This window comes from Pseudomonas soli (assembly GCF_900110655.1).
In the GTDB taxonomy this organism is placed as follows: Bacteria; Pseudomonadota; Gammaproteobacteria; order Pseudomonadales; family Pseudomonadaceae; genus Aquipseudomonas; species Aquipseudomonas soli.
Genome location: NZ_FOEQ01000010.1, coordinates 81,129 through 93,631, shown reverse-complemented (window position 1 = coordinate 93,631; position 12,503 = coordinate 81,129). Strand labels below are relative to the sequence as shown.

Annotated in this window: 13 protein-coding genes; 5 read left to right on the top strand and 8 right to left on the bottom strand. The window is 64.7% G+C overall.

What is annotated here, in order from left to right; all coding sequences use genetic code 11:
• Nucleotides 1–98: 98 nt before the first annotated feature.
• Together BMY03_RS20060 and BMY03_RS20055 are read right to left on the bottom strand one after the other, a co-directional pair.
• A complete protein-coding gene (locus BMY03_RS20060) occupies nt 99–1,412 on the bottom strand; it encodes a dicarboxylate/amino acid:cation symporter (RefSeq protein ID WP_094012066.1) in 1,314 nt (437 codons plus the stop codon).
• Between the two features lie 74 nt (nt 1,413–1,486).
• Nucleotides 1,487–2,566: a 4-oxalomesaconate tautomerase gene (locus BMY03_RS20055; protein WP_023629244.1), complete on the bottom strand. Its 1,080-nt coding sequence runs from the start codon at nt 2,564–2,566 to the stop codon at nt 1,487–1,489.
• Nucleotides 2,567–2,712: 146 nt separating this feature from the next.
• On the opposite strand from BMY03_RS20055, the gene BMY03_RS20050 reads away from it, so the two are divergent.
• The 3 genes from BMY03_RS20050 (at nt 2,713) to BMY03_RS20040 (ending at nt 6,254) form a co-directional block, all read left to right on the top strand.
• Nucleotides 2,713–3,606, top strand: a complete 894-nt coding sequence (locus BMY03_RS20050; protein WP_023629245.1) for a LysR family transcriptional regulator — start codon at nt 2,713–2,715, stop codon at nt 3,604–3,606.
• Between the two features lie 132 nt (nt 3,607–3,738).
• Nucleotides 3,739–4,992 carry an MFS transporter gene (locus BMY03_RS20045; RefSeq protein ID WP_094012065.1) on the top strand — a complete coding sequence of 418 codons (1,254 nt, stop codon included), beginning with the start codon at nt 3,739–3,741 and terminating at the stop codon, nt 4,990–4,992.
• 8 nt (nt 4,993–5,000) lie between these two features.
• Complete coding sequence (locus BMY03_RS20040) at nt 5,001–6,254, top strand: arsenic transporter (RefSeq protein ID WP_094012064.1); 1,254 nt, start codon at nt 5,001–5,003, stop codon at nt 6,252–6,254.
• A gap of 9 nt (nt 6,255–6,263) precedes the next feature.
• On the opposite strand, the gene BMY03_RS26710 is transcribed toward BMY03_RS20040, so the two are convergent.
• From BMY03_RS26710 to BMY03_RS20025, 4 genes are all read right to left on the bottom strand, one after another.
• Nucleotides 6,264–6,755 carry an amidohydrolase family protein gene (locus BMY03_RS26710; protein WP_244891346.1) on the bottom strand — a complete coding sequence of 164 codons (492 nt, stop codon included), beginning with the start codon at nt 6,753–6,755 and terminating at the stop codon, nt 6,264–6,266.
• Between the two features lie 14 nt (nt 6,756–6,769).
• Nucleotides 6,770–7,486, bottom strand: coding sequence for an amidohydrolase family protein (locus BMY03_RS26705; protein ID WP_244891345.1), 717 nt, complete (start codon nt 7,484–7,486; stop codon nt 6,770–6,772).
• Between the two features lie 85 nt (nt 7,487–7,571).
• On the bottom strand, nt 7,572–8,042 hold the full coding sequence (gene cynS / locus BMY03_RS20030) for a cyanase (RefSeq protein ID WP_094012063.1): 471 nt from the start codon (nt 8,040–8,042) through the stop codon (nt 7,572–7,574).
• Between the two features lie 28 nt (nt 8,043–8,070).
• Nucleotides 8,071–8,730: a carbonic anhydrase gene (locus tag BMY03_RS20025; RefSeq protein ID WP_094012062.1), complete on the bottom strand. Its 660-nt coding sequence runs from the start codon at nt 8,728–8,730 to the stop codon at nt 8,071–8,073.
• Between the two features lie 111 nt (nt 8,731–8,841).
• Here BMY03_RS20025 and cynR point away from each other — a divergent pair, with 111 nt between their 5' ends.
• Nucleotides 8,842–9,759, top strand: a complete 918-nt coding sequence (cynR, locus tag BMY03_RS20020) for a transcriptional regulator CynR (protein WP_094012061.1) — start codon at nt 8,842–8,844, stop codon at nt 9,757–9,759.
• Here cynR and BMY03_RS20015 read toward each other — a convergent pair.
• Both BMY03_RS20015 and BMY03_RS20010 read right to left on the bottom strand, forming a co-directional pair.
• Nucleotides 9,747–10,085: a hypothetical protein gene (locus tag BMY03_RS20015; protein ID WP_023630235.1), complete on the bottom strand. Its 339-nt coding sequence runs from the start codon at nt 10,083–10,085 to the stop codon at nt 9,747–9,749. The two genes, cynR and BMY03_RS20015, sit on opposite strands and share 13 nt — an antisense overlap.
• 93 nt (nt 10,086–10,178) lie before the next feature.
• A complete protein-coding gene (locus tag BMY03_RS20010; RefSeq protein WP_094012060.1) occupies nt 10,179–11,093 on the bottom strand; it encodes a LysR family transcriptional regulator in 915 nt (304 codons plus the stop codon).
• A 147-nt stretch (nt 11,094–11,240) separates the two neighbouring features.
• Here BMY03_RS20010 and lysA point away from each other — a divergent pair, with 147 nt between their 5' ends.
• Nucleotides 11,241–12,470 carry a diaminopimelate decarboxylase gene (gene lysA / locus BMY03_RS20005; RefSeq protein ID WP_094012059.1) on the top strand — a complete coding sequence of 410 codons (1,230 nt, stop codon included), beginning with the start codon at nt 11,241–11,243 and terminating at the stop codon, nt 12,468–12,470.
• The last annotated feature ends 33 nt before the right edge of the window (nt 12,471–12,503 follow it).

The following is a 12,503-nucleotide window of genomic DNA, read 5'->3' as shown; positions in this document are numbered from 1 at the left end:
TGTGTGGCCGTCCGACGCGCAGACGGCCCCCTGCCCCACCCGGCATCGCAAGGACGCTGGGTGAAGTCTATTGCAACATGGGAGTGTTAACCGGTTGGTCAGCCGTGCCGGGGAGGCTGCGCGGACCACTCTGGCTGAGCGTCGACGACTTCGTCGGACGCCGACGGCGCGCCGTCGAGGCGGCGCAGCAAGGTTTCGCGATCGCAGGCATGCTCCGACAGCGAGATGACCACGGTGGCCACGGCGTTGCTGGCCAGGCTGGTCAGGGCCCGCGCCTCGGACATGAAGCGGTCGATGCCGATCAACAAGGCGAGCCCGGCCAGCGGAATGTCGTGGATGACCGTGAGGGTCGAGGCCAGCGCGACGAAGCCGCTGCCGGTCACGCCGGCGGCCCCCTTGGACGACAGCAGCATGATTGCCAGCATGGTCACCGTCTGCCCGAGGGTCAGCTCGATGTTGCAGGCCTGCGCGATGAACACTGCCGCCAGCGACAGGTAGATGGCGGTGCCATCGAGGTTGAAGGAATACCCGGTTGGCAGCACCAGCCCTACCACGCCTTTGCGACAACCGAGGCGCTCGAGCTTTTCAAGCATGCGCGGCAGCACAGGCTCGGTGGAAGAAGTACCGAGCACCACCAGGAATTCCTCGCGGAAATAGCGCAGCAGCTTCCACAGACTGAAGCCATGGGCGCGACAGATGCCGCCCAGCACCACCAGGACGAAGAAGGCGCATGCGATGTACAGCGTGCCCACCAGCTTGGCCAGCGAGCCCAGGGACGTGACGCCGTATTGCCCAACGGTAAAGGCGAGCGCACCGAAGGCGCCTACAGGGGCGAATCGCATCAGGTAGCCGAAGATACGGAACACCATGGTCGAGGCCGACTCCAGCACCGCGAGGACGGGCCGCCCCTTGTCGCCCATGGACGACAGGGCGAAACCGCTGAGCACGGCGATGAACAATACCGGTAGCACCTCACCCTTGTTGAAGGCGCCGATGAACGTCTCGGGGATGATGTGCATGAAGAAGTCGACCACGCCGAGCTTCGCCGCCGAGGCGGCGTACTGGTCCAGGCCCGCTGTGCTCAGGGTGGCAGGATCGATGTTCATGCCGGCCCCGGGCTGGAACAGGTACACCGCCGCCAGACCGATCACCAGGCTGACCACGGTCAGCAGCAGGAACAACATCAAGGTCTTGCTCATCAGGCGCCCCAGCGAGCGCTTGTCGGTCATGCCGGCGATGCCGGTGACGATGGTGCAGAACACCACGGGAGCGATCATCATCTTGATCAGCTTGATGAAGGCATCGCCCAGGGGTTTGAGGGCAACGGCCTGTTGCGCCCAGAAGTGGCCGACCACCACGCCCAGCAGGACGGCGCAGAGGATCTGGAAATACAGGGATCTGGCAAGTTTCATGAGGCATCACCCATTGTTGAAATTGTGCGGATGCGCTTGTTGCTGAAGCCGCCCTGACAGCGGCGGCCTGTGGTCTATCCCGCCAGTCTGCGCAAAGACGGGGCATAGACGAACCCTGAGAACAACCGACGGGCGGTACGCACCACCGATGCCTGCAGGGTCTTGCCATCGACGCCGCTGCGCGACAGCGCCACGTCGATGCCGCCACTGGGATGCTCGATGCGCACCTGCTCCAGGTGTTGAGCGCCCTCGCCGAGCAAGTCAGCGACCACCGTACCGGCGCTGACGCAGGCCGTGGCCAGCCCGACTGCGCCGGTGATCGCCAGGGCCCGGTGGCAATTGTGCGGCATGAAATAGCGCACCTGTACCGTACCGTCATGACGGGGTGGCGCGACCAGCACCGGCTTGGGGATCACCATGCCGCTGACATCGCCCAGACCCATTGCCTTGCCGGCCTTCAGGCGCAAGGCTTCCAGGCGTTGCAGCAAGGCATTGTCGGCATCTAGTTCGGCCGGGGTTTCCGAGCCGGTCACGCCCAGTTGCCGGGCCTCGACGATCATCATGGGCATGGCCATGTCGATGCAGGTGACCGGCACGCCGCCGATCACATCCTGAGGCTTGCCCGTAGGGAACAACTTGCCGGTCTTGCTGCCCACCGCATCGAGGAACGTCAGGTGCACCGGGGCCGCTGTACCAGGGACGCCGTCGATCGCCGTGCGCCCTTCGTAGCGCACAACGCCGCCGGGCGTCTGCACCAGTGAATCGACGAAGGTTCCGGTATTGAGGTTGCGGATACGTACCAGGGTCTTGCCGTCGTTGGCCTTGACCAACCCTTGCTCGATGGCGAACGGCCCGACAGCGCACAGCATGTTGCCGCAGTTGGGCGCGGTGTCGACGCGCCGCTGGGCGACCATCACCTGGACGAACAGGTAGTCGACATCGGCATCGGCGTGCAATGACGGGCTGATGATCGCCACCTTGCTGGTCTGCGGGCTGCCGCCACCGATGCCGTCGATCTCCAGCTCATGTCCGGAGCCCATCAGGTTGATCAGCAACTCGTCGCGCTCGACCACGTTTGCAGGCAGGTCCCAGGCGTGGAAGAACGGCCCTTTGGAGGTACCGCCGCGCATGAGTACGCAAGGAATTCGTTGCATGATTTCGCACTCTTGTTGATCAATGGACATCATTGATGTTGTGAGCAAAAGAGTGACAGGGATGGATAAATCAATCCAATGCAAATATCGTAGTCATTATTGCGATAAACACATCAATAATCGAGCGACCTACTGAGCGATACCTGATGGAATATGAACTGCAAGATATTAGATCTTTCGTAAAAATCGCCGAACTTGGCAGTTTTCACGAGGCTGCAGAAGCATTGCACCTGTCCCAACCCGCCCTGAGCCGACGGATCAAGAAACTCGAGGAGGGGCTCGGTACATCGTTGCTCGAACGCACTACCCGCCGGGTCAGCCTGACGAGCGTGGGCCGGGATTTCCTGCCCAAGGCCAGGCGCCTGCTGGATGATTTCGAGGATTCGATCCTGAGCATCCGCGAACTGGCCGAGCGCCAGACCGGGCAAGTCACCCTCGCTTGCATTCCCACTGCAGCGTTCTACTTTCTGCCCTCGGTGATCCGCGACTACAACGCGCAGTACCCGAAAATCCGCATCCGCCTGCTGGACCTGAGTGCCAACGATGGGCTGGAAGCCGTACTGCGGGGAGAGGCCGACTTTGGCATCAACATGATGAGTGGCCAGCATCCGGACATTGAGTTCGTTTCGCTGGTCCAGGAGCATTTCGTGCTCGCCTGCCGCCGGGACCACCCGTTAGCCAAGCGCGACGCGGTTACCTGGGCCGAACTGGCCGACTACCGCTTGATCGGGGTCGGTCGCCTGAGCGGCAACCGCATGTTGCTCGATCATGCGCTGGCCGGCCTGAACCTGCGCCCTCAATGGTTCTACGAGGTCCAGCACCTGTCGACCTCGCTGGGCATGGTCGAGGCCGGGCTGGGGGTCTCGGCCATGCCTAGCCTGGCCATGCCCAGCGCCGACCATCCGACGTTGGTCAGCGTGCCGCTGGGCGAGCCGCAGGTCAGCCGCACGCTGGGCTTGGTGTTTCGTCGCGGCGCGTCACTGTCGCCGGCGGCCGAAAAGTTCGTATCGATCCTCTTGCAGCAATGGCCCAATCGCTGACCCCTGGGCCGATGGCATGCCGGACCCGCGCAAAGTTCATCAGCACCTGCGCCGCGGAGTGCTAACGTATGCGGCTATTGACCGCCCTTGAAATCCAGGGCGCTCTGTTCACTTGTCCCTGCGGAGTTTTCCTTGGCCTCGCCTGCGCATGAACGTTCGCTCGATGGGTTGAATTTTTTCCTGGCCGATGTCCGTGATGGGCTTGGGCCCTACCTGGCGATCTACCTGCTGGCGGTGCACCATTGGGAGCCCGGCAGCATCGGCCTGGTCATGACCTTGGCCAGCGTCACGGCATTGCTGACCCAGACGCCAGCTGGCGCGTTGATCGACAGGACCACGGCCAAGCGCGCAGTAATGGCCATCGCCGCGCTGCTGGTGACCGGCAGTTGCCTGGTGCTGCCCTGGATCAGCAGCGGCGCGTTGGTGACCTTGACCCAAGCCATCAGTGCGGTCGCAGGTTCCGTGTTCGCGCCGGCCATCGCTGCCATTTCACTGGGCCTGGCCGGGCCCCGGGCATTCACCCGGCGCATGGGCCGCAACGAAACCTTCAATCATGCCGGCAATGCCTGCTCGGCGGTGCTCGCCGGGGGGCTGGCCTACCTGTTCGGACCGGTGGCGGTGTTCTATCTGATGGCGGCGATGACCGTAGCCAGCCTGATCGCCATTAGCCGAGTGCCGGCGACAGCCATCGACCATGACCTCGCGCGTGGCCTTGACCCGCGGCCGCCGGGCCAGCATGCCCACCCCGCCGGCCTTGCCGTCCTGTTGCACAATCGCCCCTTGCTACTGTTCGCCGTGTGCTGCGCGTTGTTCCATCTGGCCAACGCGGCAATGCTTCCGCTGGTGGGCCAGAAACTGGCTCAGGCCAACCTGCAGTTGGCCACGCCGCTGACCTCGGCGTGCATCGTCGCGGCGCAGCTGGTGATGGTGCCCATGGCGCTGCTGGCCGGCGCCAGGGCCGACCGCTGGGGACGCAAACCGCTGTTGCTCGTCGGTTTCCTGATCCTGCCGCTGCGTGGCGTGCTCTACGTGATGTCTGACAATCCGTTTTGGCTGGTGGCCGTGCAATTGCTCGATGGCGTCGGCGCCGGACTGTTCGGGGCATTGTTCCCGGTAGTGGTCAGGGACCTCACCCAAGGCAGCGGGCGCTTCAATATCAGCCTTGGCGCATTGTCCACGGCCTTCGGCCTGGGCGCGGCGCTAAGTCCCGGTGTCGCGGGGCTGGTGGTACAGTCCGCAGGCTACGACGCGGCATTCCTGACATTGGCGGGCATTGCGACTGCAGCGTTGCTTCTGCTTTGGCTGGCCATGCCGGAGACCCGCCGACCTGCCAGCGATGCCAACGCCGAGCAAGCCCCTCCCCTTCACTCCCCTTCCGAGAACTGAGTCCTCGCATGCCTGTCGCTGAGTCATCCCTGATCATCTGGTCGGTTGCGGCCGCGGCCACCGCCCTGGTCATCCTTCGGCCGGGACGCGTGCCCGAATATGTCTGGGCGATGGGCGCCGCCTTAGGGCTGACGGCCTGCGGCCTGATCCCATGGCGCCTGGCCTTGGCGGCAATCGCCGAAGGAGGCGATGTCTACCTGTTCCTCACCGGCATGATGGTGCTGGCCGAGCTGGCTCGCCAGGAAGGCTTGTTCGACTGGCTGGCCAGGTACGCGGTGCAGCATGCCAGGGGCTCGGGCCAACGCCTGTTCGACCTGGTATTCCTGGTCGGTACACTGGTCACCGTGTTCCTCTCCAATGACGCCACCGCCGTGGTGTTGACGCCGGCCGTGTATGCGGCGTGCAAGGCGGCCAAGGCCGAGCCGCTGCCCTACCTGTTCATCTGCGCCTTCATCGCCAATGCCGCCAGCTTCGTGCTGCCGATCTCCAACCCGGCCAACCTGGTGGTCTTCGGCAGCCAGATGCCACCGCTGCTGGAATGGCTGCGCCAGTTCACCCTGCCCTCGCTGGGCGCCATCGCCATGACCTACCTGGTGCTGCGCCTGACCATGCGCAAGCGCATCCACCAACCACTGGCCGTGGCCATCGAGATGCGCCCCTTGTCGGCCGGCGCCCGGCTTTGCGCGCTGGGCCTGATGTTCACCGGCACCCTGCTGTTGACGGTATCGGCACTGGACGTGCCGCTGGGTCTGCCGACCTTTTGCGCAGGCATGGCCACGGTCGGGCTGATCCACCTGCGCCAACGGCGCAGCCCGGCGCCGTTGCTGCGCCATGTGGCCTGGGGCGTGCTGCCGCTGGTGGCGGGCCTGTTCGTGCTGGTGGAGGCGGTGGCGCATACCGGCGTGATCGAACGGCTCGCGCATATGCTGGCGGCCCTGGCGCAGCAGTCCCCGGGCACGGCGAGCTGGGCTGCGGGCGTGATCTCGGCCATGGCCGGCAACCTGATGAACAACCTGCCCACCGGCCTGATCGCCGGCTCCATCGGCCAGCTGGTCGAGCTGCCCCGGCAGACCACCGCCGCCTTGCTTATCGGCGTCGACCTGGGGCCGAACCTGTCGATCACAGGCTCCCTGGCCACGCTGCTGTGGCTGGTGGCGATCCGCCGCGAGGGCGAGCATGTCGGCGCATTGAGTTTCTTGCGTCTGGGCGTGCTGGTAATGCCCCCGGCACTGGTGGCGGCACTGTTGCTGCTGGCGGTCTGAGCCCGGCCTTCAGAACACCACCGAGCGCCGCTGCTCCGCTGTCGCCACCACCCTGCCGCGCTTGAGCACCATCAGCCGCGCGGGCAGGTCGAGGATCACGTCGCTGATACGGTGGGTGTCCATCAGCACCAGGTCCGCGTCGTTGCCCACCGCCAAGCCATGGCTCTGCAACCCCAGGGCCTTGGCCGGGTTGCTGGTGAGCATCGGCAGCACCGTGGCCTGGTCGTCCGCCCCACCCAGGTGGCAGGCGGGGATGGCCAGCTGCGCGATGTGCAGCAGGTCGCCGGTGCCGTAGGGGGTGAAGGCATTGCGGATGTTGTTGGTGGCCAGGCACACGTTCACCCCGCCATCGCGCAACGCCCGCACCGGGGTCAGGGTGCGCCGCACGTTGTGTCTATCGCCACGGGCGCCCAGGTGCAGGTCGGTGGCGGGCAGACATATCACGCTGATGCCGGCTTCGCGCAGCAGCGCGATGATGCGCGCCTGGCGCTCTGGCTCCACGGCCGCCAGGCTGGTCAGGTGGCCGACGCTGACGCGCCCTTGGTAGCACGTGGCGAGGGTCCGGCGGCCACGTATTCGATGGTCATGTGCTCGGCGTCGTCGGCGAAGTCCTGATGCAGGTCGATGTCCTTGCCATAGCGCTGGGCCAGGTCGAAGACGAAATCGATGTGCTCCAGGGGCGAGACGTCGTTGTAGGGAATGCCACCGACCACATCGACGCCCCTCTCCATGGCCTCGACCATCATCGCTTTCATGCCGGGCAGTTTCAGGATGCCTTCCTGGGGAAACGCCACTACCTGGATATCGATGACATCACGCAAGGTCTCGCGCAGCTCCAGGACCACGTCCAGGCCGGTGAAACCCTGGGCCGGATCGAACTCGGCGTGGGCACGCACATGGGTGGTGCCGGCCTGCACCAGGGCGCGCAACACCTGTACAGAGCGTTCGCGAATGTCATCACGGGTCAGGGTGGGCTTGAGCGCCGCAGTGACGGCGATCGCTTCGGCCAAGGTGCCGGAGCGGTTGGCCTTGCGCTGCATGACATTGGCTTTTTCCAGGTGCAGGTGGGCTTCGACGAAGCCGGGGACCAGGACATTGCCGTTGCCCTGGATTTCCTGGCTCGCCGTTGCAGTGATCGCTTGGGCGATGTGAGTAATCTTGCCGTTGTGCACGGCGACATCCATCAAGGGGTTTGCATCGTCGATGCGGACATTTCTGAAGATCAGGTCCATGCCGTCGCTCCTGTCGGGGATCAATAGCGCGCGTGGAAATGGCTCGGGCGTCGTGCGGCGCCCGAGCCATTTCCCTAGGGGCGAATCAGAACGGCTTGGTCGGCAGGTACTTGCCATCCAGGGTGATCACCGCGCGGGAGCCACCTTCCGGATCGTCGACCTTCTTCACGTCCAGCTTGAAGTTGATGGCGCTGATGATGCCGTCGCCGAACTTCTCGTGGACCAGTGCCTTGAGGGTGGTGCCGTACACCTGCAGCATCTCGTAGAAGCGGTAGATGGTCGGGTCGGTCGGCACGCCGCCTTGGATGCTGCCGCGCAGTGGCACGGTCTGCAGCAGGGCGATGCCATCGGCGTCCAGGCCGAGCTTGTCGCCCACCACCTGGGCAGCGCTGGCCGGCAGCGGGTGCTGGCCCAGCAGCGCGGCAGTGACGAAGGCTTCGGAGAGGCCGGTGCCGTCGGTGATCTGGGCGAACGACAGGTCCTTGCGGGCCTTGGCCAGGAGGATGACTTCGCTCAGGACAAGGCGGGCGTTCTGGCTGATTTGCGACTGGATCATGGTGTGTCTCCTTGGGTTTGAAAGGGGTTCAGGCAACGTTCCTGGAAGGGTGGGAAACGGCGTTGACGTCGGGGTTCTGCGCCAGGGCGACGAACTGGCCGGTGCGTCCGTCGAAGGCGTCGATGCGGCCGCTTTCGATGTCGTAGATCCAGCCATGCAGGCGCACGCGGCCCTCTTCCAGGGCCAGGCGCACCGAGGGGTGGGTCTGGATATTGGCCAGCTGGGCGATCACGTTCTCGCGCACCATGGCCTCGACCTTGGCCTGCGGGCTGTGGTGCTGGCGCGCCTCGTTGACCACCCGGGCGGAGTCGGCGTAGCGCAGCCAGCCGGCCACGGCGGGCATGTGCTCCAGGCACTTGCAGGTGGCGATGGCGGTCATGGCGCCGCAGTCGGAGTGGCCGCAGATGACGATGTCGGCTACCTGCAGGGCGGCGACGGCATATTCGACCGAAGCCGATACGCCGCCAGGCTCAGGGCCGTAGGACGGCACGATGTTGCCGGCGTTGCGGATGACGAACAGGTCGCCTGGCTCGCGCTGGGTGACCAGCTCGGGCACCAGGCGGCTGTCGGAGCAGGAGATGAACAGCGCCCGGGGGCTTTGCTGGGTGGCCAGGTCCTTGAACAGCTTGACCCGTTCGGGGAAGGCGTCGCGCTGGAACTTCAGAAAACCGTCGATGATGTCTTTCATGGCTGTTTGCCTCAATGTCGCGGTGTGTTGAGGCAAAGGTTACGCAGCGCCTTACATAAGGTAAAAGTCTCATTTATGATGAAGCACATCAGATTATCTTATGAGAAAAGCATGCTAGCCCGGCACATCCAGTATTTCCTCGCAGTGGCTCAACATCACAGTTTTACCCGCGCCGCGGCGGCACTGCATGTCTCCCAGCCGGCGCTGTCACAACAGGTCAGGCAACTGGAGGAAAGCCTTGGCGCGCAGTTGTTCGACCGTTCCGGGCGCAGCACGCGGCTGACCGATGCCGGGGAGGTCTACCTGCGCTATGCCAAGCGGGCGGAACAGGAGCTGCTGGAGGCCAGGCGCGCCATCCATGACGTGGGCGACCTCAGCCGAGGATCGCTGCGGGTGGCGGTGACGCCGACCTTCACCACCTATCTGATCGGCCCGCTGGTCGAGGCCTTCCATGCGCGTTATCCGAACATCACCCTGAACCTACGAGAGATCGCCCAGGAGCGCATGGAGGAGTTGTTGCAGGCCGATGAGCTGGATGTCGGCATCGCCTTCGATGAGGTCCACAACCAGGACATCGACAGCCGCCCGCTGTTGGTGGAAACCCTGGCGCTGGTGGTCGGCCGCGCGCATCCGCTGGCCACTACCCGCAGTATTGGCCCACACGCGCTCAACGACGAGTCGCTGATCTTGCTCAGCGCCGAGTTCGCCACGCGCGAGCAGATCGAGCGCTATTGCCGCCAGCACGGTATCCGCCCACGGGTGCGGATGGAGGCCAACGCGATTGGCGCAGTGATCGAAGTGGTGCGCCGCACGACACTGTCGACCCTGCTGCCCGCCAACCTTGCCCTGGCCCATGATGACCTGACCGCCATTGCCCTGGACCCACTGCGCCTGCAGCGCACCGCAGTCTTGATGCAGCGCAGGGGCGCCTACCAGAGCGCGGCGGCGCGGGCTTTCAGCGAAGTGGCGACGTCAGTGGCGGCAAGCCTGGAAACAGGCGACAGCGCAGCCGGTATTCAGCTCAGCTGAGCGATCAACACCGCATTGGTGTAGATCAGGCTGCCATCGCTGGCCCGATGCCCGACCAGGTGGAACTGGCCACGCTCGTCGTCGCTCAGGTAGACGCGCAGGCGGCAGTCCGACAGCGGGCCGTAGCCCTCGGGCAGCACCAGGTTCAGGCTGTCCATGTCGACATCCACCATCGCCTCGGACTCGTGGCTCTGTTGCAGGTGTTCCTCGGCCTGCTCCAACTTGCGATGGTTCACGCCCTGGATGTCGAAGTGGATATCACCCACCGGGGTGGACCTGCGATCACCCTCACCTTTGAACCAGCCTTCGATCGTCAGCGTACTCATTGGCGATTCCTCATGCTGTGGAGCATTTTCGATCACTGCTGATGGGGTTGACCTTGGCGTGGTTGAGAACGTTCCAATCGTTCGCCCGGCCACTCAGACGCCTTGCGCCAAGGCCGCCTCCATTGCCCTGGCCTGCCCCCGCAGCGCCTGGCAGAACGGCTCCAGCACCGAAGATGCGGGCCGCAGCTCGGGCCGGATCAGCATCACCTGGTACGGCACCGACAGGCCCAGTCGGCGGATCGCCAGCCCAGTTTGCCCGGCCTCCAGCCCGCTCAGTGGATTGATGATCGCTACACCCAGCCCCTGGCGGACCATGGCGCACACCGAGGCGGCGCTGGTGGTCTCGATGATCGTGCGGCGGTTCACTGCGGCCTCGCGAAAATGCCGGTCGAGTTGCTGCCGGTAGCGGTCCAGGCTGGCCAGGTTGATGAAATCGACCTCGTGGAAGTCCTGCAACTGGAGTAACGGCTTGGCCAGCAGGGGGTGCTGCGCGGGCAGCACGCAGACCATGTCGGCACTGAACAACAGTTCGCCGACCGCGCCCCGCGGTACCTGCGCGGTCTCGGTGAGGCCAAGGTCGTGCTGTTGGGCAACCAGCGACTCCTCAAGCAACGGCGACTCCTGGGCGGTGATACTCAGGCTGACGCCGGGATGGTGCTGGTGAAACGCCTTGCAGGCCTTCGGCAGCAGGGTTTGCGAGAACAGCGGCAGGCAGGTGATGGCCAGCCGGCCTTGTTCGAAGTTGCGGATGGCCTGGGCGAAGCGGTCGATGCGCTCCAGGCCGACAAAGGCCCGCTCGACCTCCTTGATCAACAGCAAAGCCTGGGCGCTGGGCACCAGGCGCCCGCCCTCGCGGTCGAACAGGTTCAGCCCGGTGACCTGCTCCATGCGCGCCAGTTCGCGGCTCACCGTGGGCTGCGAAGTGAACAGCAGGCGCGCAGCCCCGGTGACGCTGCCGGCAGCCATGATGGCGCGGAATACCTCGATATGGCGGATGGAGAGTTTCATGGTTGCTCGGTGGTAAAGAGAGTAAGCGTGTCAGCAACTTGGTTGCTTGAGCTGATATCAGATATGAATATCTAGCAGAAAAAAATCTATTTTTCTGAATTTATAAAATCCCCCACTATCGGCGCATCCAAAACAAGGAACGCCACCATGACCACTACCCTCCTGGCCGAAGCAGTCCGCCAGCATGGCTCGCCGCTGTGGGCCTACAACGCCCCGACCATCCACCAGCGCATCGACCAGCTCAAGCAGCACTTCGACACCGTGCGCTTCGCGCAGAAGGCCAACCCCAACCTGCACGTGCTGCGCCTGATCCGTGAACGCGGCCTGGTGCTCGACGCGGTATCCCTGGGGGAAATGGAGCGCGCTTTTGCCGCCGGCGCATCGGTGGGCGGCGACCCCGCCGGCGTGGTGCTGACTTGCGACGTGCTGGACCAACCGACCCTGGCGCGGGTGGTGCAGACCGGTATCGAGGTCAATGCCGGCTCTATCGACATGCTCCGCCAGCTCGGCGAGCGCTCCCCCGGCCACCGGGTGTGGCTACGCATCAACCCCGGCTTCGGCCATGGCCATAGTCGCAAAACCAATACCGGCGGCGAGAACAGCAAGCACGGCATCTGGCACGAACAACTGCCCGATGCGCTGGCTTGCGTGAAACAACACGGCCTGCACCTGGTGGGCGTGCACATGCACATCGGCTCGGGGGTGGACTACCAGCACCTGGAGCAAGTGGCCAGCGCGATGGTCGAGCTGATCGGCCGGCTGGGCATGGATATCGAAGCCTTCTCCATCGGGGGCGGCCTGTCCACCCCCTACCGCGACGGCGACCAACCAGTGGACCTGCAGCGCTACGCCCGAACCTGGGCGGTGGCCCGCTCGGAGATCGAGACGATGCTCGGTCACCCGGTACGCATGGAGATCGAGCCTGGGCGCTTCGTGGTCGCCGAAGCTGGCTGCCTGGTGACCGAGGTGCGCGCGGTCAAGCAGATGGGTGAGCGCCACTACATCCTGGTCGATGCCGGCTTCAACGACCTGATGCGCCCGGCCATGTACGGGGCCTACCACCGCATGAGCCTGTTCGACGCAGTGGGCCGGCCCGTGAGCCGCCCATTGCAGCCAACCGTCGTAGCCGGGCCGCTGTGCGAGTCGGGGGATGTGTTCACCCAGAACGACGAGGAGTTGACCCCCCACGACTTGCCCCAGGCCAAGGTCGGTGACCTGCTGGTAATTCACGATGCAGGGGCTTATGGCGCATCCATGTCGTCGAACTACAACAGCCGACCGTTGTTGCCAGAGTTCCTGCTCGATCAGGGTCAACTGCGCATGATTCGCCGGAGACAGAGGGTCGAGGAATTGTTGCAGCTCGAGCAGTTCGACTAGCCGGCAGGGGCTAGTGATTGTCGGTGGCGGATC

Excerpts from the sequence above, each read along its gene's own strand:
- BMY03_RS20025 (WP_094012062.1), bottom strand. The coding sequence starts at position 8,730 with ATGAAAGACATCATCGACGGTTTTCTGAAGTTCCAGCGCGACGCCTTC.
- cynS (WP_094012063.1), bottom strand. The coding sequence starts at position 8,042 with ATGATCCAGTCGCAAATCAGCCAGAACGCCCGCCTTGTCCTGAGCGAA.
- BMY03_RS20010 (WP_094012060.1), bottom strand. The coding sequence starts at position 11,093 with ATGAAACTCTCCATCCGCCATATCGAGGTATTCCGCGCCATCATGGCT.
- BMY03_RS20015 (WP_023630235.1), bottom strand. The coding sequence starts at position 10,085 with ATGAGTACGCTGACGATCGAAGGCTGGTTCAAAGGTGAGGGTGATCGC.
- lysA (WP_094012059.1), top strand. The coding sequence starts at position 11,241 with ATGACCACTACCCTCCTGGCCGAAGCAGTCCGCCAGCATGGCTCGCCG.
- BMY03_RS20050 (WP_023629245.1), top strand. The coding sequence starts at position 2,713 with ATGGAATATGAACTGCAAGATATTAGATCTTTCGTAAAAATCGCCGAA.
- BMY03_RS20060 (WP_094012066.1), bottom strand. The coding sequence starts at position 1,412 with ATGAAACTTGCCAGATCCCTGTATTTCCAGATCCTCTGCGCCGTCCTG.
- BMY03_RS20040 (WP_094012064.1), top strand. The coding sequence starts at position 5,001 with ATGCCTGTCGCTGAGTCATCCCTGATCATCTGGTCGGTTGCGGCCGCG.
- cynR (WP_094012061.1), top strand. The coding sequence starts at position 8,842 with ATGCTAGCCCGGCACATCCAGTATTTCCTCGCAGTGGCTCAACATCAC.
- BMY03_RS26705 (WP_244891345.1), bottom strand. The coding sequence starts at position 7,486 with ATGGACCTGATCTTCAGAAATGTCCGCATCGACGATGCAAACCCCTTG.
- BMY03_RS20055 (WP_023629244.1), bottom strand. The coding sequence starts at position 2,566 with ATGCAACGAATTCCTTGCGTACTCATGCGCGGCGGTACCTCCAAAGGG.